Annotated in this window: 23 protein-coding genes; 14 read left to right on the top strand and 9 right to left on the bottom strand. The window is 64.3% G+C overall.

Annotated elements, in window-relative coordinates:
• Positions 1 to 59: 59 nt before the first annotated feature.
• On the top strand, positions 60 to 938 hold the full coding sequence (locus P1K32_RS01110) for a glycosyltransferase (protein ID WP_276250894.1): 879 nt from the start codon (positions 60 to 62) through the stop codon (positions 936 to 938).
• Positions 939 to 999: 61 nt separating this feature from the next.
• Here P1K32_RS01110 and P1K32_RS01105 read toward each other — a convergent pair whose 3' ends face one another.
• A complete protein-coding gene (locus tag P1K32_RS01105) occupies positions 1000 to 1848 on the bottom strand; it encodes a TrmB family transcriptional regulator (RefSeq protein WP_276250893.1) in 849 nt (282 codons plus the stop codon).
• Between the two features lie 910 nt (positions 1849 to 2758).
• Between P1K32_RS01105 and aglJ the strand changes: the two genes are divergently transcribed.
• Positions 2759 to 3763: an S-layer glycoprotein N-glycosyltransferase AglJ gene (gene aglJ / locus P1K32_RS01100; RefSeq protein WP_276250892.1), complete on the top strand. Its 1005-nt coding sequence runs from the start codon at positions 2759 to 2761 to the stop codon at positions 3761 to 3763.
• A gap of 45 nt (positions 3764 to 3808) precedes the next feature.
• On the opposite strand, the gene P1K32_RS01095 is transcribed toward aglJ, so the two are convergent.
• Both P1K32_RS01095 and P1K32_RS01090 read right to left on the bottom strand, forming a co-directional pair.
• Positions 3809 to 4135, bottom strand: coding sequence for a DUF5789 family protein (locus tag P1K32_RS01095; RefSeq protein ID WP_276250891.1), 327 nt, complete (start codon positions 4133 to 4135; stop codon positions 3809 to 3811).
• A 79-nt stretch (positions 4136 to 4214) separates the two neighbouring features.
• Positions 4215 to 4589, bottom strand: coding sequence for a winged helix-turn-helix transcriptional regulator (locus tag P1K32_RS01090; RefSeq protein ID WP_276250890.1), 375 nt, complete (start codon positions 4587 to 4589; stop codon positions 4215 to 4217).
• Between the two features lie 136 nt (positions 4590 to 4725).
• On the opposite strand from P1K32_RS01090, the gene P1K32_RS01085 reads away from it, so the two are divergent.
• Together P1K32_RS01085 and P1K32_RS01080 are read left to right on the top strand one after the other, a co-directional pair.
• Positions 4726 to 5145: a DoxX family protein gene (locus P1K32_RS01085; protein ID WP_276250889.1), complete on the top strand. Its 420-nt coding sequence runs from the start codon at positions 4726 to 4728 to the stop codon at positions 5143 to 5145.
• Positions 5146 to 5192: 47 nt separating this feature from the next.
• Positions 5193 to 6827, top strand: a complete 1635-nt coding sequence (locus tag P1K32_RS01080) for a rhomboid family intramembrane serine protease (RefSeq protein WP_276250888.1) — start codon at positions 5193 to 5195, stop codon at positions 6825 to 6827.
• Between the two features lie 7 nt (positions 6828 to 6834).
• On the opposite strand, the gene P1K32_RS01075 is transcribed toward P1K32_RS01080, so the two are convergent.
• The 3 genes from P1K32_RS01075 to dph2 form a co-directional block, all read right to left on the bottom strand.
• Entirely contained in the window at positions 6835 to 7461 is a 627-nt protein-coding gene (locus P1K32_RS01075; RefSeq protein WP_276250887.1) for an METTL5 family protein, read from the bottom strand.
• A 54-nt stretch (positions 7462 to 7515) separates the two neighbouring features.
• On the bottom strand, positions 7516 to 9438 hold the full coding sequence (locus P1K32_RS01070) for a PAS domain-containing sensor histidine kinase (protein WP_276250886.1): 1923 nt from the start codon (positions 9436 to 9438) through the stop codon (positions 7516 to 7518).
• An 88-nt stretch (positions 9439 to 9526) separates the two neighbouring features.
• Positions 9527 to 10573, bottom strand: coding sequence for a diphthamide biosynthesis enzyme Dph2 (dph2, locus tag P1K32_RS01065; RefSeq protein WP_276250885.1), 1047 nt, complete (start codon positions 10571 to 10573; stop codon positions 9527 to 9529).
• Between the two features lie 103 nt (positions 10574 to 10676).
• Between dph2 and P1K32_RS01060 the strand changes: the two genes are divergently transcribed.
• A complete protein-coding gene (locus P1K32_RS01060; protein WP_276250884.1) occupies positions 10677 to 11075 on the top strand; it encodes a YlbF/YmcA family competence regulator in 399 nt (132 codons plus the stop codon).
• A 178-nt stretch (positions 11076 to 11253) separates the two neighbouring features.
• Entirely contained in the window at positions 11254 to 11673 is a 420-nt protein-coding gene (locus P1K32_RS01055; protein WP_276250883.1) for a hypothetical protein, read from the top strand.
• A gap of 54 nt (positions 11674 to 11727) precedes the next feature.
• Here the strand turns inward: P1K32_RS01055 and P1K32_RS01050 are convergent, their stop codons facing one another.
• A complete protein-coding gene (locus P1K32_RS01050; RefSeq protein ID WP_276250882.1) occupies positions 11728 to 12009 on the bottom strand; it encodes a hypothetical protein in 282 nt (93 codons plus the stop codon).
• A 102-nt stretch (positions 12010 to 12111) separates the two neighbouring features.
• Between P1K32_RS01050 and P1K32_RS01045 the strand changes: the two genes are divergently transcribed.
• The 6 genes from P1K32_RS01045 to P1K32_RS01020 all read left to right on the top strand — a co-directional run bounded on the left by P1K32_RS01045 (position 12112) and on the right by P1K32_RS01020 (position 17338).
• On the top strand, positions 12112 to 12942 hold the full coding sequence (locus P1K32_RS01045; RefSeq protein WP_276250881.1) for an MBL fold metallo-hydrolase: 831 nt from the start codon (positions 12112 to 12114) through the stop codon (positions 12940 to 12942).
• Positions 12943 to 13023: 81 nt separating this feature from the next.
• Positions 13024 to 14181, top strand: coding sequence for a hypothetical protein (locus P1K32_RS01040; protein WP_276250880.1), 1158 nt, complete (start codon positions 13024 to 13026; stop codon positions 14179 to 14181).
• Positions 14182 to 14293: 112 nt separating this feature from the next.
• On the top strand, positions 14294 to 15190 hold the full coding sequence (locus P1K32_RS01035; RefSeq protein ID WP_276250879.1) for a phosphoribosyltransferase HisG-related protein: 897 nt from the start codon (positions 14294 to 14296) through the stop codon (positions 15188 to 15190).
• 277 nt (positions 15191 to 15467) lie between these two features.
• Positions 15468 to 15992 (top strand): DUF7344 domain-containing protein, encoded by a 525-nt coding sequence (locus P1K32_RS01030; protein ID WP_276250878.1) that lies wholly within the window; start codon positions 15468 to 15470, stop codon positions 15990 to 15992.
• A gap of 543 nt (positions 15993 to 16535) precedes the next feature.
• Positions 16536 to 16874, top strand: coding sequence for a HalOD1 output domain-containing protein (locus P1K32_RS01025; RefSeq protein ID WP_276250877.1), 339 nt, complete (start codon positions 16536 to 16538; stop codon positions 16872 to 16874).
• A gap of 107 nt (positions 16875 to 16981) precedes the next feature.
• Positions 16982 to 17338 carry a DUF5658 family protein gene (locus P1K32_RS01020; protein ID WP_276250876.1) on the top strand — a complete coding sequence of 119 codons (357 nt, stop codon included), beginning with the start codon at positions 16982 to 16984 and terminating at the stop codon, positions 17336 to 17338.
• A 63-nt stretch (positions 17339 to 17401) separates the two neighbouring features.
• On the opposite strand, the gene P1K32_RS01015 is transcribed toward P1K32_RS01020, so the two are convergent.
• Positions 17402 to 17932 carry an HTH domain-containing protein gene (locus tag P1K32_RS01015; protein WP_276250875.1) on the bottom strand — a complete coding sequence of 177 codons (531 nt, stop codon included), beginning with the start codon at positions 17930 to 17932 and terminating at the stop codon, positions 17402 to 17404.
• A 397-nt stretch (positions 17933 to 18329) separates the two neighbouring features.
• Here P1K32_RS01015 and P1K32_RS01010 point away from each other — a divergent pair, with 397 nt between their 5' ends.
• The gene (locus P1K32_RS01010) at positions 18330 to 18674 is read left to right on the top strand and encodes a DUF7344 domain-containing protein (RefSeq protein ID WP_276250874.1); all 345 of its coding nucleotides are present in this window, start codon (positions 18330 to 18332) and stop codon (positions 18672 to 18674) included.
• 68 nt (positions 18675 to 18742) lie between these two features.
• On the opposite strand, the gene P1K32_RS01005 is transcribed toward P1K32_RS01010, so the two are convergent.
• The gene (locus P1K32_RS01005; protein ID WP_276250873.1) at positions 18743 to 19744 is read right to left on the bottom strand and encodes a GNAT family N-acetyltransferase; all 1002 of its coding nucleotides are present in this window, start codon (positions 19742 to 19744) and stop codon (positions 18743 to 18745) included.
• A gap of 239 nt (positions 19745 to 19983) precedes the next feature.
• Here P1K32_RS01005 and P1K32_RS01000 point away from each other — a divergent pair, with 239 nt between their 5' ends.
• Entirely contained in the window at positions 19984 to 21024 is a 1041-nt protein-coding gene (locus P1K32_RS01000) for a DUF1616 domain-containing protein (RefSeq protein WP_276250872.1), read from the top strand.
• Positions 21025 to 21033: the final 9 nt, after the last annotated feature.

Below are 21033 nucleotides of genomic sequence, written 5' to 3'. Positions count from 1 at the left end.
AGCCATCTGTCGGGCCGCCATGGACTATTCTTAAGTCTGGCAAGGAGAAACCCATGGGCATGAAAGCGTCGGTCGTACTCAATGTCCACCAGGGGACAGATTTCGACGGCTTCTGTGAAGCCACCGACAGTGTTCTCGGCCAGGAGTACGACGACATGGAGGTGGTCGTCGTCGTCTCGGATGCCCCGAGTCTCGAAGCGGAGATTGCTGAGTCGTACGGCCGACTCGAGAACGTGCGTATCGTCGCACTCGAAGACGACGACGGGCTGAGCACGGCACGGAACTACGGCGCGGAGGTTTCCGAGGGGGATATTGTCGTCTTCACTGACGACGACGTCATCGCCGAACCGGACTGGCTGTCCCATATCGTCCAGACCTACGAGGCCCACGAACCAGACGGCGTGGGCGGTCGAGCTGTCCCGATCTGGCCGGCGGGAAATTCGGGGTATCTCCCAGACGAGTTCTACTGGCTCGTGGGTGTGATGCACGACAACTTCGTCGACGTCGCCGAGCCCCAGCCGGTTCGGAACACGTTCGGGTGCAACATCTCCTTCGACCGCGATGTCTTCATAAAAAAGGGCGGCTTTCGTGAGGACCTCGGGAAGAACACCGACAAACCGTTACAGGGAGAGGAGGCGGAGTTCTGTGAGCGACTCGACGGCGAGTTCTGGTACACGCCTCACGCTACTGTCCGTCACAAGGTCGACACACACCAGCTATCGACGGAGTATCTCCTGAAACGGGCGTTCTGGCAGGGCTACTCGAAGGCCGAACTCGCAGATGATATGTCCGACGAGTCCTCGTTTCTGCAGGACCTCCTCTGTGACTCGATTCCCCGGCGTCTCAAGCGGCCGACGACACGGAATCTCGGCGAGGTCGCGATGCTCCTCTTGCTCACCGGTGCGGTCGGTTCGGGCTTTCTCTACGGCAAGACGTGAGCTGAGACATACCGCTCGTTAGCGACCCGCAGCCGACTAGCACACCTGTCCGCCAACCCCCTCAGTACTGGTCAGGACTTTCTTTGCCCTCGTACTCCCACACCAGGTCGAAGTACCGCTTCATGCCCGCGACGAAGGAGCCGTTCTCGGTCAATGCGGCCTTTCGCATGTGGTTTGGCACGTCGGGTTCCTCGACCAGCAGGATGGCTTCTCCGCCATCGTAGTCCATGCTCGGGTCGACGAGCGTGCCGCGCCACGGGAGCTTCTCGGTGCTGAAACGCACACCGACCTCGGGGAGCTCGGTTTCCAGCCGCTCGACCATCTCCGCCTGGACCGCGGCTTTCTCCGGTGGGAGCCGGTCCGGATGCAGGAACAGCACCGACACGTCGACGCCGCGTTCGACGGCGTCGGCCAGGGCGCTCTCGACGCTGTCGAGGTAGGCGAAGCTGTTGGTGATGATGCCGAGCGTCTCCTCGGCGTCGGCATAGAGTCGGCGGGTCTCGCGCTCGCTGGGTTCGCCGACGTCGACGACGTGGAACAGCTCGGCGGTCGGGGAGATGTCCCCGCTGGCGCGCTCGAACTGCGGGCCGTACTCAGAGAGGAACGCCTCGCGGTTTTCTTCGATGTCGGCCGTGAACGCCTCGTAGGACTGTCGGCTGTTCTCGATGGCCCGGTCCAGTATCTCGTCGGGCGCCTTGGGCTGGTACTCCTTGGGTCGGCCGGGGATTACCTTGATGAATCCGCGGTCGGCCAGGGACTCCAGCACGCCGTAGATGCGCGCTTTCGGGATACCGGTCGCCTCCGCGAGGTTCGGTGCGGTAGTTCGTCCGAGCGTCAGCAACTGCTCGATGGCCGTCGTCTCGTACTCGGTCAGCCCAACGCGGTCGAACACGTCGGACGCTTCGGTCATACTCCTTCTTCATCGCCCGGAAGGTAAAACGCGCGGGAACTCCCCGAAAGTATTTATTGGGTGCTCAAGATAGTTACTCGCAACGTGAGTAACCAGCAATCCGAAACCCGCGAGCGCGACGATGCACACCTCCAGGACGTCGATGACGGCTGTGGCTGTGTCGAAGTGTGGGAACACATGAGCGAGGACCGCGAGGAGTAACCTCGACGAGAGTCTCGATCTTCTCTCTGCTGTCGGTCTCGCCGACTCGCTAGCAGTAGCATCTCGCGCACTTATCCACCTCCAGAAAGCCCTCGGCTGCTCGCTAGGACTCAATTTGTCTTCGACTCCTACCCTACCCACTCACTCCCAGAAAGCCCTCGGCTGCTCGCTAGGACTCAATTTGTCTTCGACTCCTACCCACCCACTCACTCCCAGAAAGCCCTCGGCTGCTCGCAGGCGCTGTGACGGATACCTCGCTTCGCTCGGTAGTGCCGCCTCAGCGCCTGCGACCCGCCTCGCCCTTTCAGTCCACCAGGAATCGCCTGCCTTTCCCCGGGTCGTGCGACAGAGCGCACTCCCGGCCGCGAAGCCGTTTCATCGGCTGAGTCGGGGAAGGGCAGGTTGGTGGCGGAGAGCCTGGTGGACTGGAAGGGCGAACCCGGTCGACCCGGCTGCGCGGGCCCTATCCGAGCGAAGCGAGGATATCCCGCACAGCCGGGTCGAGCGGGTGAGGGCTTCCAAGTGCCACAGGTGAGTCCAGCCGTGGTCGGTAACTGTTACTAGCCGGGTCGAGCGGGGGAGGGCTTCCAAGTGCCACAGGTGAGTCCAGCCGTGGTCGGTAACTGTTACTAGCCGGGTCGAGCGGGTACACACGAGTCCACACCCTAGGACCCGCATTTATTTGAGTGCGCGTGGCAGATGGTCGACAATGGCCGACCGTGACGACGTCTGTGTGCTGCTCCCCGCCTACAACGAGGCCGAGACTATCGAGTCCGTCATCGAGGGATTTCACGAGCAGGGGTTCGAGAACGTCCTCGTCGTCGACGGCGGGAGCACGGACGACACGTACGCACTCGCCGAAGCCGCCGGTGCCCGCGTCTTCGAGCAGTCCGGTGAGGGGAAAGGGCAGGCCATCCGTGAAGCGGTCCACCGATACATCGAGGCGCCGTACGTGTTGATGGCTGACGCCGACGAGACGTATCGGGCGGGCGATGCGGACCGGATGCTCGAGCCGCTCTTCGAGGGACAGGCCGAGCATGTCATCGGCGACCGCTTCGCCGACATGAAACCCGACGCGATGACGCGACTCAACCGAATCGGCAACCGACTCATCAACGGGGCGTTCTCGCTCATCCACGGCTACGACTACGCCGACATCCTCAGTGGCTACCGCGCGTTCACTCGCGAGTCGTTCCTGCGGCTCTCACTGTCTGCGGAGGGGTTTGGCATCGAGACCGAGATGGCTGTCGAGTGCGTGAAACACGGCGTCCGCACCGTCGTGGTCCCGATCACCTACCTCCCACGGCCCGACGAGTCCGAGACGAATCTCCGGCCCGTTCGGGACGGCGGGCTGATACTCGTGACGCTGTATCGGATGGCCAAGACGAACAATCCCCTCTTTTATTTCGGGAGTGTCGGCGTCTCGGCAATCACAGCGGGTGCGCTGCTGGGCGTCTACGTTCTCTATGACTGGTTTGCCAACGGTATCTCACACGAGATAATCGCAACTCTCGGCGGCATCGCTGTCGTACTCGGGATTCAGCTGCTGATGTTCGGTGTCCTCTCCGATATGATCGTGACGGTGAACCGGGAACAGACACAGCAACTCGAAGAGATCGCGAATCGACTGAACGACGAGCGCCAGACCGCCCAGCAGTCTCCGCCCGACACCGAAACGGACGCGCCACCGACGCCGGAGAACCGGCAGAACTGACGTGGCTGTGGTGCGTCGACTTGTAGGACTGCCGGTCGGTCCGTCTCAGAACGGAACCAGCGCCCGCAGCTGTGTCAGCAGGCTGTTGGACGCCGATGCCCGCTTGCGCTCGAACGTGGGATGCAGGGCGTTGAACAGCTCCTGTTCCGAGTCGAACTGTGTCGCCGTCGCCATTTCCAGGGCTTCCCCCACGGTCATGCTGTGGCCGGCGGAGTCGTATGGCACAGTGATGTCGCCCGCCTGCTCGCGCACCTCACGGGCGGTCGCGGGGTAGTCGATAGTCTCCTCGCCGAGTTTGGCGTCCAGCGCCGCGATACCGAACTCGATTGCGGTCGGCTCCTCGGTGTCGTCGGTCGGTGGCTGTACACCCATTGTCAGTACCGTGGGGCTTCAGCGTGGAAAAGGCTGTGTTCGACAGGGCATAGCATCGCCCACGTGACTACACTGCGGTTCAGTCGGCCGTCTCGCTCTCGTCCGCTGACCCATCGCAGGTGACGAGCCACTCCTCGGCCCAGGCGGTTATCTCGTCGAACACCGGACACAGCGACTCGCCTTTCGGGGTGAGTCGGTAGTACGTCGCGACCGGTGCGTCTTCCTCCAGGCGGCGGTCGACGAACCCGGTCTCCTGGAGGTCATCGAGGACCCGGGAGAGTGTGCGGGAACTGGCGTCGGTGGCCCGTTTGAGTTCGTTGAATCGTCGCTCCCCGTTCTGGAGTTCGTGGAGGACGACGAGGCGCCACTTCGACCCGACCTGTTCGATCGACTCGATGACGGGGCAGGCGTCGTCGTTCGTCGCTTGTTCGTCTGCGAAGATCTCTGATGACATCGGTGTGACCTGGTATCTCCTATGTCCGGGAATCGATATATAGGTTCGCATCCGAACCAAGTAACGTAATGAAACCACACGTCCGGACACTGACGAATCGACACACGACAGCCCGCCGTCCGGCGGTGTCGGCCTGATGGCCTTCGAGACCGCCGGCGCGGCCGAACTCTTCCTGGTCGCACGACTCCTCTTCGGCGGGGTGCTTGCCTTTACCGGCCTGAACCACTTCATGAGCGCCGAGGGGATGATACCGTACGCCGAGGCGAAGGGACTGCCCGCGCCGGCGGGGGCCGTCTACGGGAGCGGTGGCCTGCTCGTGTTCAGTGGCCTGCTCCTCATCGTCGGCGCCTATCCCGTCCTCGCGGCGGGCGCGCTCGCGACCTTCCTGCTGGGGTCGGCCGTTATAATGCACGACTTCTGGACGGTTCCCGAGGACCAACAGCAAGACGAGCTGACGCAGTTCCTGAAGAACGTCGCGATGGCGGGCGGCGCCGTCGCCCTGCTTGCCGTCGCCGGGACGGCCTGGCCGTACAGCCTGGCAGTCGGCATCTTCTGACCCGCTGTCGCCAATTTCAAACCCCCCCGGTACCGATGTGCGCCTGAATGTTCCAGTCCTCGCTCGTCGAGTCGCTGGCCCTCGTGCCCGTCCGGCCGCTGGTCGTCGTTTTCGCGGTTCTCGCGACCGCCGTCGCCGTCCGGCGGCTCGTCGGCGAACGGCTCACTGCCGGGCTCCGAAGACGCCTGTTGCTCGGCGTGCCGTGGGGGACGCTGCTGACGATAACCGGCGTCCTCGCGGTCTATCTATTCGTCCAGGGGGCGTACTGGCACTCGGACCTGCTCGTGACGCCGTTCCGGACGTGGTCGTACTATTATCCGCTGGGGCTGCTCATGGGGCCGTTCACACACGCGAGCGTCGGCCACGTTACCGGCAACCTTCTCGGAACGCTCGTCTACGGAACGGTCGTCGAGTACGCCTGGGGGCACTACCCTCAGAAACGGGGCGAGGCGTCGTTCAGTTCGGTTCGGACGAACCCCTTCGCTCGAATCCTGGTCGTCCCGGTTGTGATGGTCCTCGTGGGCGTGTTCACCGGGGTTTTCGCGATCGGCCCGATCGTCGGCTTCTCCGGCGTCGTGTTCGCACTGGCCGGCTTCGCGCTGGTGACGCGCCCGTACCTGTTCCTCGGGGCGTTCCTGGGGAGCCGTATCATCGACCTCGTCTTGAGTGCGCTGCTGTCACCGGAGCCGACCGTCGGCGGGAGCGTCCAGTACGTCACGCCGTCGTGGGCCAACATCGCTATCCAGGGCCACGCCATCGGGCTCCTGGCCGGCGTGTTCCTCGGGACGGCGTTGTTGCGAGCGCGCTCCGAGCGGCCGGGTCCAGGGGCGGTGTTTTTCGCCACGCTGGTCTTCGCCGTGGTCCAGGGCCTCTGGGCGGTGTACATCCCGGTCGGTAACGGCCAGTACACTCTGTTTCGCTGGCTCGGCACCGCACTCGTACTCCTGCTCGCAGTGCTGGTCTCCGCCGCGACGCTGTACACCGACCGGCGGGCGCTCCCGGACTTCGACGGCGGGTGGCCGTCGGTCGCGGGCTTTGCGCTCATCGTCGCCCTCGCGGCCCTCTGTCTCGCGTCGGTACCGGCAAACGGGGCCTCGCTGGGCGACGGGGACCTCCCCGAGGACGGACTGCAGGTCCGCGATTACGTCGTCACCTACGAGGAGGACGTTCGCAACGCCTACGTCGACAGTATGCCGCTGCCGCCGACGGCCCAGCAGAATATCACCGAGAGCGGCGTCATCGTCGCCAGCGCCGACCGCGAGATATGGACGGTCGCGGTCTCTCGGTCGCGACTGGCCCTCCAGGGGGATGCGACCGTCACCGTCGGCGGCGCCGACTGGCGCGAGACGGTCCGGGTCGACCGGCAAAGCTGGTCGATAGCGGGCAACGACAGCGTCTACAGCGTGGCGCTGGCACGACAGAACGGCCCGTCTCGGACCGTCTACACGTCTTCGCCCTCGACGGTCGACGGGCGTATCGCGGGGCGCAACCTCACCGTCCAGCCGGTCGGCAGCGGCTTCGAAATTTCAGTCCACTGGAACGGCACCACCGTCGGCCGCGGTCCGGTGCCGGCGAACATGTCGAGTCGCGATATCGGTGGCATCACGTTCGAGCGAAACCGCTCGAAGCTGTACGCTGCCAACAACGGGACGCGGTTCATCGTCGCGCGGGCGGGGAACTAGCGACGAATCAACGCCACTCGATACGGTAGAGTTCGGCGTCGATGCTCCGGCGGTCGTCCTCGTGGAAGTCGAACTGGCGGGGGACGTCGAACTCGGCGGCGAAAGCGTGGGTCACCCCGCCACCGTTGTCGGCCACAAAGGACTCCACGAACTCGCTGCTGCCGGCGTTGTGCAGGGAGTAGGAGACGCTCGCTATCTCGGCGGCGGTCGCGAGAAACGCGCGGTCGGCGTGCTCGTTGCCCGACTGGGCGCCGAAAGGCGGGTTCATCACGACCGTCGTCTCGGCGGCCGGCGGACAGAGCGGGACCGCCGTCGCGTCGGCGCGGACCCACGACACCGACGTCGTCGAGCCGACCTTCCGCTCGTTTTTCCGAGCCGTCGACAGCGGGTCAGGGTCGATATCCACGCCAACGACGGTCTCGGGACCGCGCAGCGCCGCTGCGAGCGCGAGCATCCCGGTCCCACAGCCCAGGTCCACCACCGTCCGGTCCTGCACGTCGCCCTCCAGGTCGGCTCGATGGACCAGGTGTGCCGCCAGGTCCGGCGGGGTCCGGTACTGTTCGAGGTCGGCTCTCGGGTCGGTGAAACCGGCGACGACGCCGAGTTGCTGTGCGAGCGCGCTTTTTGTCGCCATCAGGTGTAATACACCTGAATCATGTAAAAACCTTTTTACAATGCATGATGGTTATCATGCCTGCGGGAGTTCGACGACGAAGGCCGCACCGCCGGTGTCGCTCTCCTCGACGCGTATCTGCCCGCCGTAGCTCGCTATCATCGCGTCGACGAAGTAGAGGCCAAAGCCGGTGCCGCCGGAGTCAGTACTCTTGCCGCCGCGCTCGAAGATTCGCTCCCTGACGCCCGGGGCGATACCCGGTCCGTCGTCCGCGATTCTGACGGTGACCGCCTCCGCGTCGACCCCGGACGTCACCTCCACCGCGACGCCCGGCTCGTCGTCGGGGTCGTGGCTGTCTGTCGACCCGTGTTCTACTGCATTGGTGAGGATGTTGCCGAAGACGTCGTGCAGGAGGTCGTCGGCGGTCACCGCGACGTCGCTGTGGACCGAGACGTCGACCGTCGCGCCGGGTGCCATCGAGGCGGCCCTGCGTGCAGCCGATTCGACGACCGGGGCCAGCTCGACCGGTTTGGTCTCGGCGGCGGCCTCATCAGAGAGCGTCTGTAACACGGACCGGACCTTCCGCGTGAGGTCGACGATATCGTCGCTCCACTCGACGATGGTCTCGGCGTACGCCTCCTGGTCGCCGTCCAGCTCCGAGGCGAGCAGGTCGCCCCGGGCGCGGATGACGTTCATGCCGTTGAGGATGTCGTGGCGCAGGATGCTGTTGAAAAACTCCATCTGGTCGCGACGACGTTGCAACGCCTCGTTCGAGGCCGCGAGTTCCGCCCGCTGGTCGTCCAGCTCCGTCTCGCGGGCGACCCGGTCGAGCGCCGCGGTCGCCGTACTCGAGAGGATATCGAGGAGGTGGCGCTCGGACTCGTCGAACGGCTCGACGGTCGTCGAGCCGACACACAACAGCCCGTGGTCGTCGAGCGGCAGACACAGCAACGTTCCGAGGGGGACGCCGGGCGCCGACGGGGCGTCGAGCTCGGTGTAGTCCTCGATGACAGCGGGTTCGCCCGCGTCGAAGATGGCCTTCTCGTCGGAGCCCGGCTCCATGTCCGGGAGGTGCTTCGCGATGTCGACGCCGGCGAACTCGATCGCTGTTTCCGTGGCGCCGATGGGGTAGAGAACGTTATCGTCGTCGTCGTGGGCCCACATCGCCGCGATGGGCCGGTCGATGACTCGCTCGGCTATCTCCGTGACCCGCTCTGCGACGGCCGCTTCGGTGTGGGTGTAGAGCAGGTCGTTGGTGGCCTCGCTGAGTTCGTCGACCCGCTCTTCCCGGCGTTTCAGCTCCGTGATATTGCGGGAGACACCGACGACCTGGACGACCTCGCCGCCCTCGAAGACGGGCTGGTACCAGGTCTCGAACACCAGGTCGTCGACCGACTGTGTCACCCGCACCTCGTCGCCCGCCAGCGCCTCCCGGGCGGCGTCGATAATCTCCGGGTAGTCGGCGTAGAGGTCGAAGATAGAGGCCCCGGTCAACTCCCCCTGCTCCAGCCCCAGCGCACTGAGTCCCTTCCCGGCCGAGTGGGTGAAGGTCCCGTCCGCGTCGAGCGCGAAGACGACGACCGGGAGGTTGTTCACCATCGTCCGGACCTGCTCGTTCCACTGGATTCGGTCCCGGTCGCGCTCACGGCCGTCGGCCGGCTCCCGAATGAAGGCGACGACTCGGACCGTTCCGTCGACGTCGAGACGCTCTAGCGTGACCTCGACGGAGCGTCGCTGTCCCTCGGGCCCGACGACCTCCCACGCCACCTGGTGGTCGCCGTCGTCGGCCGCTCGCCTGATTGCGGCGACCGCCTCATCGGTCGTGAACGCCGCCGTGCTTATCTCGCCGACCGTCGCTCCCACCAGCTGCTCGCGGTCCCGACCGACGAGCGCACAGGCCGCCTGATTGGCGTCGAGTATACGGCCGGTCTCGGGGTCGTGAACCATGAGCGGCTCCGGCGTCACGTCGAAAATATCCGCATAGATACTGTCGTCCATATCCGCGGGCATATACGAGTATCAGTGACGGGTCACAAGACAGTATCCCCGCAGTTCTTACGAACTGAAATGGGGGGTCGGTGTCGGGCTACCACGTGCCGTGGAAGGTGTCGAACTCCAGTTCCTCCAGTTCCTTCTCGCCGATGGCGATCTCGTACTCGCCGGGGGTGAGCATCGGGTTCTTGAACTGCGGCCCGTCGTCGGTCGTGATGCGGGGACAGCCGGTGTTGACGTAGGCGTCCATGCCGAAGTTCGTGAGCCGGTCGGGGGTGACCTCGTCCATCGTGATGAGGTAGGCGTCGTCGTTGTTCTCGACGATCTCCTGGGCCTCGTCCCAGCGGCCCTGGCCGATTTTCGTACAGAAGATGACGCCCCAGCTCTCGGCGTCCATCGCGCGGTGGACGGCGCCGTAGCGCTGTTTCATGAACTTCTCCGTGTCCGCGATGGTGACGCTGTTGTTGACCGGGTCGGCGATGATGACGTTCTTATCGGGGTGTTCCATCGCGAGTCCGAGCGGGTGGAACTTCCCGCCGCCGACGTACAGAATCTGGTCGGCGTCGACGTCGGCGCTGGCGTAGTTACAGCCAAGCACCTGTCCTTCGTGGGTGAGCCGTTCGTCGCCACGCTGGGTGTGGACGGTGTAGCCCCGCTCTTCAAGCCACTCGCGCATCTCGCCGAACTTGTTCATGTGCTGGGCCGTCGTCACGAGCCCCACGTCGGGGTCCTCGTCCGGGTCGGTGAGCTCCTCATCGAAGGCCTGCTCCATGATGGGCGTGACTTCGACGTTGGAAAACAGGGGGACGTAGATTATTTTGTCCGACTCCTTCATGGGGGAGTGGCCGAAGTGAACGAAGACGTCCGTACGCCGCATCATGTAGGTGTCGAGGTCACAGGCGCCATAACAGGGTTGGCCCGACATCATCACCTGGACGTCCTCGGGGAGGCGCTGGCGCAGGTCGTCGGTCACTGCAGGCCCCCGACGCTTCAGTCCCTCGGGGAACTGCAGTCCGACGGTCTCGGCGTCGCGCTCCTCGACAGCCTCGACGATACGGTCTATCTCGTAGTCCCACTCCCGGTCGTGCTTCAGCGAGAGGCCCGTATTGCGAAGGTCCCCCTCGGTTCGGTCTTGGCTCATTGCACTCCTGTATCGGTTCGAGTGGGATAACCTCGGCGTTTCCAACCGGGACCGCCCTTCCCGTTCGGCACATCTATACCGCACGAGTCCCAATCCGGTGATAATGAGCGTCGAAACCGAGAACGTCACCGAAATCGACGACGACCACGTCGACCAGCTCGCGGCCGAACTCGGCGAGAGCATCGCCCAGCTCCCGGTCTACCAGGAGTACCTGCAGGCGAAAGCGAAAGTCGAGAACGACGCCGACGCCCAGCGAGCCATCGAAGAGTTCGAGCAGCTCCGCGAGGAGTTCCAGCTGGCCCGCCAGACCGGCCAGGCCACCCAGGAGGACCTCCGGAAGGTCCAGGAGGCCCAGGAGGAGCTCCACGACATCGCCTCGATGAGCGAGTACCTCGAAGTCCAGAACGAACTCGAGGTTCGTCTCGCGGAGATAAACGACCTCGTCTCCGACCAGCTGGCGGTCGACTTCGGCGAGAAGGCCGGCGGCTGCTGTCAGGACTGAGCCGCAACTGATTCTACCGTTCTTTCGCCGGGTAGTGGCGACGGTACTCGGCCCGTCGCTCCGCTACGTTCGCCAGTCACGTCCGAATCGGTCCGGCCCGCGACTGACTCCGCACGTAGCGAGTCCCAGCCACTCGTAATAAAGCATTTACACACCGGGGAGAATACGCTACAACAGCATGGTGGGGGCACACCCGGTCAGGGACATCACGACGTTCGTTAGCCTATATCTTCTCCTGTCGCTGCCCCCGTTTCTCTACCTCAACCGGGGCCTGTCCACACTGGTCGCGAACATCGCCCTGCTGGCGACCGTCGGCACGGTGGCGCTGGTCCTGGTCACGTCGCTGTTTTTTATTAGCGAAGGCGTCGAGCGGTACACCAACTTCTTTTTCGATGTGACCGACGTGTACTCAGTCTTCGTCGACCTGGCCTTCGTCCTCGCGGCGGTCTCGTGGTGGGCCGTCCCCGAACTCGCGACCCGCTTCGAGTGGGGGGCACAGCTCCGGTACGTCATCACGGCGATTATCGTCTGTCACGTCCCGATGATCCTGTTTCTCTCCCTGTTGACGATTATGGGCCGCGCTCAGACGCCCGCGTGAGACGAACTGTCGGCTCCGACCCTTCCGTCGGGTGAGCGAGGACGACGTATGCTCCTACCGTTCGAACTGCGAGAGGAAGACGCCGACACCGACGAGTAACGCGAAGACTCTGATACCCCGTTCGAGGAGCCGGACGCCGTCGGCGAACAACCGCCCGAGCGGTTCACTGAGCGGTACGATGAGGAACCTGAGCTGTGCGAGCAGTTGTCCCACGACGGTCGCAACGACCTCGCCCGCTGCAAAGATGGCGAGGGCCAACAGCGCGAAGCGAGCGATTCGACCGACAGGTATCGACGTGTCGCTCCCCAACACATCAACCGACAGTCTGGAGGGCATGGCCAGTTTCACGCCACACCGACTGAAAAATTCACCGGCCACGGTAGGGGGCCGACTCGCAGTTGCGTAAGGCCTTAGCCACCGCCCTTCGCAGTCCACGGTATGACAGTCGACTCTGACTGGGGCGATTGGCTCCTGCGCGCGGTCGAAGACGCCGACCCCGACGGGCTGGCTATCTGGTATCTGGGCTGTAACGGCTTCATCGTCAAATCGAGTGGCGGCGTGACGGTGTTTATCGACCCGTATCTGGGTATCGGCGACCCGCCCCGGACCGTCCGGATGGTGCCGGTGCCGTTCGAACCCTCGGACGTGACCGAGGCCGACGCCGTCCTGGGAACCCACGAACACACCGACCACGTCCACGGCCCCTCGCAGGCGCCCATCCTCGCGGCGACGGGCGCCACCTACTACACGACGGATAGCGGGCACGAGGTCATCAACGAGGAGGACTGGACGGGGAACTGGTCGGTCACCGACGACCAGCTCGAAGAGATCGAGGAGGGCGACACGCTCGAACTCGGTGACCTGACCATCCACGTCGAGCCTGCCAACGACCCCGACGCCGACCACCCTGTCTCGTTCGTCTTCGAGCACGAGTCGGGGACGTTCTTCCACGGCGGCGACTCCCGCCCCGGCGCTTTCGAGCCGGTCGGGGAGCGATACGACATCGACCTCGGTGTGCTGGCGTTTGGCACCGTGGGGATGATTCCTGACTCAGAGACCCGTGAGCCGAAACGGACCAAGTGGTACAACGACGAGAACATGATAATCGAGGCGGCCAACGAACTGGGGCTCGACACCCTGGTCCCGAGCCACTGGGACATGTGGAAGGGGATGACTACGGAGCCGACGGTACTGCACAACCACGCAGCGAGCTTCGACTACCCGGAGACGCTACAGATCGTCGAGATCGGCGACCGCGTCGACCTGTAATCGGTCGTCGATTCGAGTGGCCACTCACAATCTGACGGCGTCGGAGTACCTTTATTACTCGAGGGGTATGGAGTACCATACATGAGTGATTCGCAAGCGTATGAGGCGATTACTGTCGCCTCGGATGGGGTCAGTGTCACCAAGCGATTCGAGGCCGACGAGTTCCCCGTGCCCGCTATCGCGTTCAACGTCGTGTCGAAACGCTCCGAGACCGTCAACCTCCGGCTGGTCGATACAGTCCCGGGCGACGTGGCCGTCGAGGACCTGGGCTTTCACCCCGAGTACGGCTCCGAGTTCTGGGACATCAACGACGACCAGATAACCTTCGAGAAAGAGGTCGAGGCCGACAGCGACTACACCACGGTGTACGGTATCCGGGCCACTGGTACCGACGACGTCGAGAAGTTCCTCACGGAGCCGACGATCGAGAGCGTCGACCCGCCCCTGGACGAGGACGAGGACGACCTCGTCGGCAGCGGTAACGACGCCGTCAAAGACGTCATCGCGGGCGAATCCGACAGCGTACCCGGGCTCGAGGAGGAAGACGACGAGGATATCGAGACGCTGAATCTGAAAGACCCCAACAGCGAGGGGGAACCGGACGACGACGGGGAGGCCAGTGCAGACGGCGAGGACGGCGGGGCGGCCGCCGACGGGGAGGCGCAAGCGACGGGCAACGTGGTCGCCGCGATGGCCAACGAGATACGACAGAACAACGTCTCGGCACAGGACGTCAAACTCCTGAAGCGGGCCCTCGACGCTGTCTCTCAGGACACCGACCCCGAAGGCGGTGTCAACACGGCTCGTATCAACCGCATCCAGAACGATATCGCGGATCTGCGCGCTTACACTGACGCGCTCGAGGAGTTCCTCGCCGAGAACGGCACCGGTGACGAGATAATCGAGGAGTTCGGCGAACGGCTCGACAGCTTCGAGAGCCAGCTCGACTCCTTCGAATCGGAGATAGAGAGCGCCAAATCGGCTGCCGAGGCCGCCACTGACGAGATAGACGAACTCGGTGGTGACGTCGACTCGCTCGAGGATGGCCTCGAAGACGTCGAGGGCTCCGTCGACGCCGTGGAGGGCGAGCTGGACAACCTCGAAGCCGAAATCGAGGACGTCCGGGAGGAACTCGGCGACGGGGAGCTGGACGACCGGCTCTCGACCGTCGAGGACGACATCGTGCAGCTCAAGGAGTGGCGCGAGCAGCTCTCCTCGGTCATCGGCGGCGGCGAGTAATACTGCCGGCTGTAACAAACTGAAGTAATTCGCGGTGGCGAATATCTTTACGAACTTACAGCCGGCAGTATAACCGAACTCGTTTTATTCGCGCCGACGATTGAGTGGGGTAATGACGACGACCAGAGTGGCCGTCCCCCGCAAAGGTCGGCCTCTCGAAGCCGTACTGGAGCGTCTCGCAGCCCGGACCGGGACCACCGAGCTGGCCGACGAGATTATCTCGACGCTTCGCTACGAGAAGGACCTGACGAAGGGGAACCAGTCCGCCGACGAGGATATCTACGCTCGTATCGCCGACTACTCCGACATCGAGGACCCGACTCGACCCGAATTCACGTTGCTGCGGGACGACCGCGACGGGATGCCCCGACGGGTCGTCTTCGACAGCGTCACCGTCCAGACCGACCGCGGCGACGTGCAACTCGTCGGTCGCGAAGAGCCGTTCCGGGCCCTGCGGACCCACGAGTTCGCGCTGGGCTTTGACAGCGCCGACCTCGTGCTGGAGGAGGTCGTCGAACTGCAGGACGACCCCCTGCGGGCTATCGACGAGATAAACGACCGCATCGACCCGCTGGACACCGACGTCCGGGTGGCGACCGGGCTCGGCGATACGGTCTACCACACGCTGCTTGCCACGCCGGCCGTCGTCGACAGCCAGGACCGGCCGCTCGACCGAGAGTTCGTCCGGAACTACGCGGGTGAGCTCTGTATCTCCCCGCGGTACGAACGGCTCATCGAAGCCGTCGTCGGGACGGCCGCGCTGGACGATATCACCTTCACCTACCCCGAGAACGGGCAGGAGGAGGAGGCGGCTATCGCCGACACCGGTCTCGGCGTCTATCTCACAGTCACCGGCTCGACCGCCCGGGACCACGACCTCGAACTTGGCGACCGACTCTTCCCCAGCGAGACCGTCTTGCTAGAGAACCGTTCCGAGCGAACCCCGGCAACCGAACAGGTCGCAGAACTGTTCACCGAACCTGAAGCCACCGCGCTCCAGTCGCTCTAGAAGTAGGCCGCCCCTGTCGGCCGGTCGCGACGCGGCCGTGGACCGTTATCCTCGGCAAAGCGGTGGCCGACTATTTTGGCTGTCGGTATCTACAGGCCGCTCGTTCCGTCGCCGCGCAGTCGAGTACTCCGTTACTGGGACCTACAACGCCGGTAACTCTCGCCGTCTGCCGGGTAACGACGCTGTAACAAATGGGTACCCGGCGCTCGGTTTGCTCGTAACGTAGCTGTCAATCGCCTGATGAACCGCTCCACCAGCAACCACGGCGACGTATGCGATGGATCAAAACAACACCGAACTCACACGCGATCGCATCTTCGACATACTCAGTAGTCCCCGGAGACGGTACGTGCTCTACTTCCTGCGGACGGAGCCGAACCCGATTCAGCTGACCGACCTGGCGGAGCACGTCGCTGCCTGGGAGAACGATACGACCGTCGAGGAGTTATCGACCCAGCAGCGAAAGCGCGTCTACGTCTCGCTGTACCAGACGCATCTCCCGAAACTGGCCGAGTCAGGACTCGTCAACTACGACGAGGAGTCCGGTGACGTCTCTATCGCCGCGAAAGCGAGCGAGATAGACCCACTGCTGGGCGAACAGCGCCAGGAGCCGGCCTGGTACATCTACTACTTCGGGCTGGCGGTGTTGAGTACGCTCCTGGTCGTGGCGTCGGTGGCAGGGCTGGCCATCCCACAGGTCGCCCTCGCCGTGGGAATCATCGCCGCGTTCGTACTCCTGACAGTCGTCCACGTGGTGTACGAGTGGCGCCAGCAGTCACCCCCAGCCGAGTTCCGCGAGTGAGAGTATACAGCTGGTGAAGCGTCGGTTCGATTGATCGCGACCGGATCGGCCCAGACCACAACAGGCCGTCTCAGTCGGCGTCTTCGGGCAACAGTTGCTCGGGCGTTCGTAGATACGTCGGCGTGTTCGCAAATTCCGTCATCCGCTCGAGCTCGCTCTCAGTGATGTGTTCTGGCATCATAGGTTTGCTCTGCAGGGGGGCGGTTAGTAATTGAGTTCATAGTATCCGGAATGAACGCTATACTGCTGTCGCGAACGACAGGGTCCCTGGTGCCCAGCAGTCACCCGTTTGACAGCTCTCAGACCCGATTAGCGGCCAGGTATACGGTGGATAACAGCCGGCCGGGGAGTGTCGCCTCCGATGGGTTACAGCGTCGCGAGCGGCGTCGATGTCGGCCGCAGTCGTGGTGTCGGGTCGGTCTCGACGGCGTGCTCGTCGCCAGTTAGGACTCTAGTGCTGTCGGGACCGCACTGATCCGACCGGAGCGGCCGAAAGTACCGGAAATTTTAACAGTGGCTGAATTTATCATTCCGATAGTACAAATGAGTGGTCTGGACCCGTGGCACGCACTCGGTGGCAGTCCCGGCTTGGAGGGGGCCGAGCGCGTGACCGACGACGGTCCGACGTACGACCCGAAGACAGACACGTACGTCGGGATATTCGAGACGGAGTCGGCGAGCGTCGCGGTCATGGAGGCGCTCGCTTCCGTTCGGCACTGCGAGCCGACGGAGCTCGACCCGCTATACTGTTCGGTCGACCCCGACGCGCTGGACCGTCTCGTCGCGTCAGGATCGGACCAGCTCTGTGTGACGATGCATATCGACGGGTTCGAAGTCGTCGTCACCGGGTCCCGTCGCATCGAAATCACCCCGCCCGAGTGACGTTCCCGGGCCGCGCCGACACACAGGTCCCGGGCCAGTGCAGTTCTCCGCCCAATCTCCCCGTTACGCACTCGGTTACGATTACCGTGCCCGGCGTCTCCGTCGGCGTGCAACAGTTGCTCAGCGAGGACGCGGTGTACGTCGCCGACACCAGGCTCCGGTGTGACTATCTGCTGTGGGCGCTCGTCCTCGCGGCCGCAGCCGGCGACGTGGTGCTGACGTTCGCGGGACTGTCGCTGTGTTTCACCGAAGCGAATCCGATCGCGCGAGCGTTCATCGACGTCGCCGGGCACGCCGGACTGGTCGGACTGAAACTTGCCGCCCTTGCGGTGCTGTTTGCTGTCTACCGGACGGTCCGTCCCCTGTTTCGCCGCGCGGCGCTGGTCGCCTTTTTCACACCACAGCTGTTCGCCGTCTCGCACAACGGGTTGCTCCTCGCGCAACACGCAGCCGACTGTCCGTGAGACGGCCGGCGACATCGAAAGACCACGGGAGGTTGCGAGCGCTCTACGGGGAAGACCTGCCGGTCAGGCCGACTCGTCGAGGACAACCGCCCCAGTGCCCTCCGTGCGCTCCCGTGCCAGATGCGAGACGAGGTTCTCGGGCGTGTAGGCGGTTCCATCGAGGAGACAGGGGAAGACGGCTGCCAGCTCACCCTCTTCGTAGATAGCGACCGCTCGTGACGGCGGGACGATGCGACTGAACGCGTCTGGGTTGTACTCCGTCGTCACCGTCGAGACGTTGAAAAACGGGGCGATGGAGAGCTCGCTGTTCGCTGCCAGCTCGTAGAACTCACCGATAGCGTCGAGGATTCGCTTGCCGTTCCCGACTTCCGTGAGCGGGCTGGCCGTACAGATGCTGTTGCCCCAGACGACCAGGTCGATATCGTCGAGGACGCCTCGCTCGGCGAGACTCGCTACCTCCGTCACCAGCTGGTCCTGGTCTGACTTGCACTCGGCCGGGCCGAGAGAGTGAACGAAGACAGTCGCCGTGAGGACGCTGTCTGTCGGTGGCAACAGTGCATCGAGCGTCGGGTCGGTGGCGTCGTCTGCTCTCATCTGTGTAGCGAAGGCTCTACAGTGGTGATAAACGGACAGGACGTTTTCGACGGATAGAAGCATCTTACCGGATTTCTAAGGAAAGTTGGGGGAGAGCAACAACGCAGACCGGACGACGACGGCCGCCGTCGTGTATGGCCTCGGTGGGGGTGGGGTGGGTGAGTTGGCAAGGGATGGACCGGTGGCCAGTACGTGCGGATGGGTGCTCTCCCCGCGATAGGACCCACAGACCCCTGTATAATTGTTACTCCGTGGTTAGTCCCGGTAAGGTCTTCCACACGACAGGCGGGTACTCCGACTGGTCGGTTGCACGGGCTGACACCGGCCGAAAGCGCAGCATAACTAATCACGCGTCTCCGGTTGTGACGACCGAACGCGCCGCTCTGTATTCCAAACAATGGTGACCGACGACCCCGACGGTGTGGCCGAGACGGAACCGCAATCACAGCCCGAACAACTGGAGCTGCTGGCCTCGAAGCGTCGCCAGACGCTGCTCGAACTGCTTGCGACGGCCGACGACGACGTGCATACGCTCGAATCGCTGGCGACAGCGATAACACAGACCGAACAGGGAACAGACCTCAGTGCGCATCCGGCCCACCGCGTGTGTCTGTTTCTCCACCACGTCCACCTGCCGAAACTCGACGCGGCAGATATCGTCGACTACGATCCGCAGCAAAACGTCGTCGAGTGTACCGGCGATGGGCAACTCGACTGGCTCCTCGATACGACGGGCCGGTGACGACCAGCTACTGTCTGTCCTTCGTTTCCGGCTCGCTGTCCTGTGAGTTCTGTCGCCCCGGCTCGCTATCACGAGAGCTGTCGGTACAGTCGTGCCGCGGTACCCAGCCCCGTCGAACTCCGTTCGAGCGAGTGATACGTCCGGAGGGTGGGGGCGAACTTCGACTTGTACCGGGAGAGCCGCGGGTCGTTCGCGCCGACCAGGTCGTAGGCGCTGTGTCCCCGGTCGGCTGCCGCCCGCAGCACCTCCCAGTGTAGCAGGTCGTTCACGTCGTAGTCGAGATTCTGTTTGACCGTCCCCTGCCAGTTGTACACCCGCTCGCCGTCGTCCAGTATCAGCGAGCCGCCGACGAACTCACCCGCCACGCGGCAGGCGTACGGCCGGAGGTAGCCATCTGGGAGCGCCCCGTAGAGGTCTCCCACGAAGTCGGCGGAAAGCGGGAAGTCGAGGTCCTGTTCCTCGTGTCGGTCCTGGACCTGCGTGATGACCCGGCGCGCCGTTTCAGCGCCGGATTCCTCGACCGTACAGGCGTCGGCCGCGTCGCGGACGTTCGAGCGCGCGTCGCGACTGAACCGGTCACGCAGGCTGTCGGGCTCGGCGTCGAGGTCGACGACGTAGGTGAATCGGGGCGTCTCATCGAACGTCGCCCAGCCGAACGGGCGGACGTCGGGCGTACTCATCGACGTGCGGACGTGGACGTACTCCGGGTCGTACTCGGTGTCCAGCCAGTCGAGACAGCCGTCGACGAGCCGCCGCCGGCGCTTCTCCGTACTGTGGGGTTTCATTCCCGGCTGTGCGATGACGACCGGGCCGAGATAGCTCACCTTCAGCTCCGGCGGCGGGGAAAAGGCCGCCGTTATCGGTCCCTTCCGGAGTGTGAAGAACGGAAAGAGCCCGACCGGCTGTTCACCCTTGTAGGCCAGTAGCGGGTGGAAGTCGGCACCGGCGTGGTCGGCGAACACCTCGAGGGCCTCGAAGCGGTGGAACGGCGTCCGTTCCCGCGTCCGTCCCAGTGCGTCGTTCCATTTTCCCGCCTCGTTGCGGGCGAGCTCGGTTATCTCTAGGGCCATCTACGGCCACCGCGCTGTCTGCATCCGGCGCTCGTGTACTAGCATCTGTCGGGTGAACCCTGGCTGTGGCCGGCGGTAAGTATAGTCGTCTTACCGTCTACACCCGCCCAACAGGTCGCTCACCCCTGTCCGAAAGCGGCTCCCGGTACGATAGCCATAACAAAACGACGTCTCCCGATACCCCCAACTCGTACTATGTCTGTTGTCAGCGCTGGGCCTGGAATCCGGGTGACACCGTAGTGACAGTGTCCGAGACGGCCCGTCGCGTGGTCAGCTCGACACTGTCGCTCGTCCCTATCGACCTCGTGCTCGTCCTCGCGTACGTGACGTTCGCAACCGCGGCCGTCGAGACTGGCCAGGGGTCGACCGTCCAGTTTCTCATCGGCGTCGGACTGGTCCTGTTCGCACCCGGGTACACCGTCGTCGCGGCGCTGTTCCCTGGTCGTCCCCGACAGCGCGAGGAGCGCCAGCCGACCAGCGTGCTCGCGCTCGCGCGGCCACACGACGGCGTGTTGGTCAGGGAACGGCTGGCGCTCGCCTTCGGCGTGAGCGTGCTCCTGCTTCCCATCGTGGCCGTCGGCTTCGGCGCCGTCGGCGTCTCGCTGACGACGACGTCGATACTCGCGGCGGTCTGGGGTATCGTCGGTGTCGGGGCCGTCGTCGGGACGCTCCGGCGACTCGCGCTGCCCGAGCGGGAACGGTTCGACCTGCTGATGGTCGCTCAGCGCGTCGGCACCGGCCGTCCCCTCGCTGACGATTCGACGACGACGCTGCTCACAGTCGGTCTCTGCTGTATGGTCGTCGTCGCCCTGGGGGCGTTCTCTGTCGCTATCGCCGGCCCGTCCCAGTCGATGTCCTACACGAGTGCCTCGCTGCTGACCACTGGCCAGAACGGGGAGCCAGTGGCGAGTGGCTATCCGGCCAACGTCTCCCAGGGGGACGCGGTCCCGCTGGTCGTCCGTGTGACAAATAACCACGACACGGCGGCCGACTACACCGTCGTGACCAGGCTCCAGCGGGTCGAGGGTGGGACCGTCCAGTCCGGAAAGCGGGTCTGGCAGGGACAAACGCGCGTCGGCGTCAACGAGACCTGGACGCAGAACCACACCGTGACGCCGCCGTTTGCCGGCCAGGACCTCAGACTGACCTACTTCGTTTACCGCGGCTCGGTGCCCGAGACCGTCTCCCAATCGACGGCAGACGAGGTGCTGTATCTGCGCCTCGACGTCTTCCCGAACGGGGCGGGGAACCCAACTGGCAACACTACTGGCCAGCGGTGAGTGACAGGC

It is taken from the genome of Haloarcula rara, from assembly GCF_029338235.1.
GTDB lineage: Archaea > Halobacteriota > Halobacteria > Halobacteriales > Haloarculaceae > Haloarcula > Haloarcula rara.
This window is presented reverse-complemented; position numbering and strand designations above follow the sequence as displayed.

What these genes read in the sequence shown, in the direction of transcription:
- P1K32_RS01060 (WP_276250884.1), top strand. Translation starts at nt 10,677, where the DNA reads ATGAGCGTCGAAACCGAGAACGTCACCGAAATCGACGACGACCACGTC.
- P1K32_RS01025 (WP_276250877.1), top strand. Translation starts at nt 16,536, where the DNA reads ATGAGTGGTCTGGACCCGTGGCACGCACTCGGTGGCAGTCCCGGCTTG.
- P1K32_RS01095 (WP_276250891.1), bottom strand. Translation starts at nt 4,135, where the DNA reads ATGGGTGTACAGCCACCGACCGACGACACCGAGGAGCCGACCGCAATC.
- P1K32_RS01055 (WP_276250883.1), top strand. Translation starts at nt 11,254, where the DNA reads ATGGTGGGGGCACACCCGGTCAGGGACATCACGACGTTCGTTAGCCTA.
- P1K32_RS01080 (WP_276250888.1), top strand. Translation starts at nt 5,193, where the DNA reads ATGTTCCAGTCCTCGCTCGTCGAGTCGCTGGCCCTCGTGCCCGTCCGG.
- P1K32_RS01110 (WP_276250894.1), top strand. Translation starts at nt 60, where the DNA reads ATGAAAGCGTCGGTCGTACTCAATGTCCACCAGGGGACAGATTTCGAC.
- P1K32_RS01070 (WP_276250886.1), bottom strand. Translation starts at nt 9,438, where the DNA reads ATGGACGACAGTATCTATGCGGATATTTTCGACGTGACGCCGGAGCCG.
- P1K32_RS01010 (WP_276250874.1), top strand. Translation starts at nt 18,330, where the DNA reads ATGGTGACCGACGACCCCGACGGTGTGGCCGAGACGGAACCGCAATCA.
- P1K32_RS01035 (WP_276250879.1), top strand. Translation starts at nt 14,294, where the DNA reads ATGACGACGACCAGAGTGGCCGTCCCCCGCAAAGGTCGGCCTCTCGAA.
- P1K32_RS01085 (WP_276250889.1), top strand. Translation starts at nt 4,726, where the DNA reads ATGGCCTTCGAGACCGCCGGCGCGGCCGAACTCTTCCTGGTCGCACGA.
- P1K32_RS01045 (WP_276250881.1), top strand. Translation starts at nt 12,112, where the DNA reads ATGACAGTCGACTCTGACTGGGGCGATTGGCTCCTGCGCGCGGTCGAA.
- P1K32_RS01030 (WP_276250878.1), top strand. Translation starts at nt 15,468, where the DNA reads ATGGATCAAAACAACACCGAACTCACACGCGATCGCATCTTCGACATA.
- P1K32_RS01005 (WP_276250873.1), bottom strand. Translation starts at nt 19,744, where the DNA reads ATGGCCCTAGAGATAACCGAGCTCGCCCGCAACGAGGCGGGAAAATGG.
- aglJ (WP_276250892.1), top strand. Translation starts at nt 2,759, where the DNA reads ATGGCCGACCGTGACGACGTCTGTGTGCTGCTCCCCGCCTACAACGAG.
- dph2 (WP_276250885.1), bottom strand. Translation starts at nt 10,573, where the DNA reads ATGAGCCAAGACCGAACCGAGGGGGACCTTCGCAATACGGGCCTCTCG.
- P1K32_RS01090 (WP_276250890.1), bottom strand. Translation starts at nt 4,589, where the DNA reads ATGTCATCAGAGATCTTCGCAGACGAACAAGCGACGAACGACGACGCC.
- P1K32_RS01050 (WP_276250882.1), bottom strand. Translation starts at nt 12,009, where the DNA reads ATGCCCTCCAGACTGTCGGTTGATGTGTTGGGGAGCGACACGTCGATA.
- P1K32_RS01040 (WP_276250880.1), top strand. Translation starts at nt 13,024, where the DNA reads ATGAGTGATTCGCAAGCGTATGAGGCGATTACTGTCGCCTCGGATGGG.
- P1K32_RS01105 (WP_276250893.1), bottom strand. Translation starts at nt 1,848, where the DNA reads ATGACCGAAGCGTCCGACGTGTTCGACCGCGTTGGGCTGACCGAGTAC.
- P1K32_RS01075 (WP_276250887.1), bottom strand. Translation starts at nt 7,461, where the DNA reads ATGGCGACAAAAAGCGCGCTCGCACAGCAACTCGGCGTCGTCGCCGGT.
- P1K32_RS01015 (WP_276250875.1), bottom strand. Translation starts at nt 17,932, where the DNA reads ATGAGAGCAGACGACGCCACCGACCCGACGCTCGATGCACTGTTGCCA.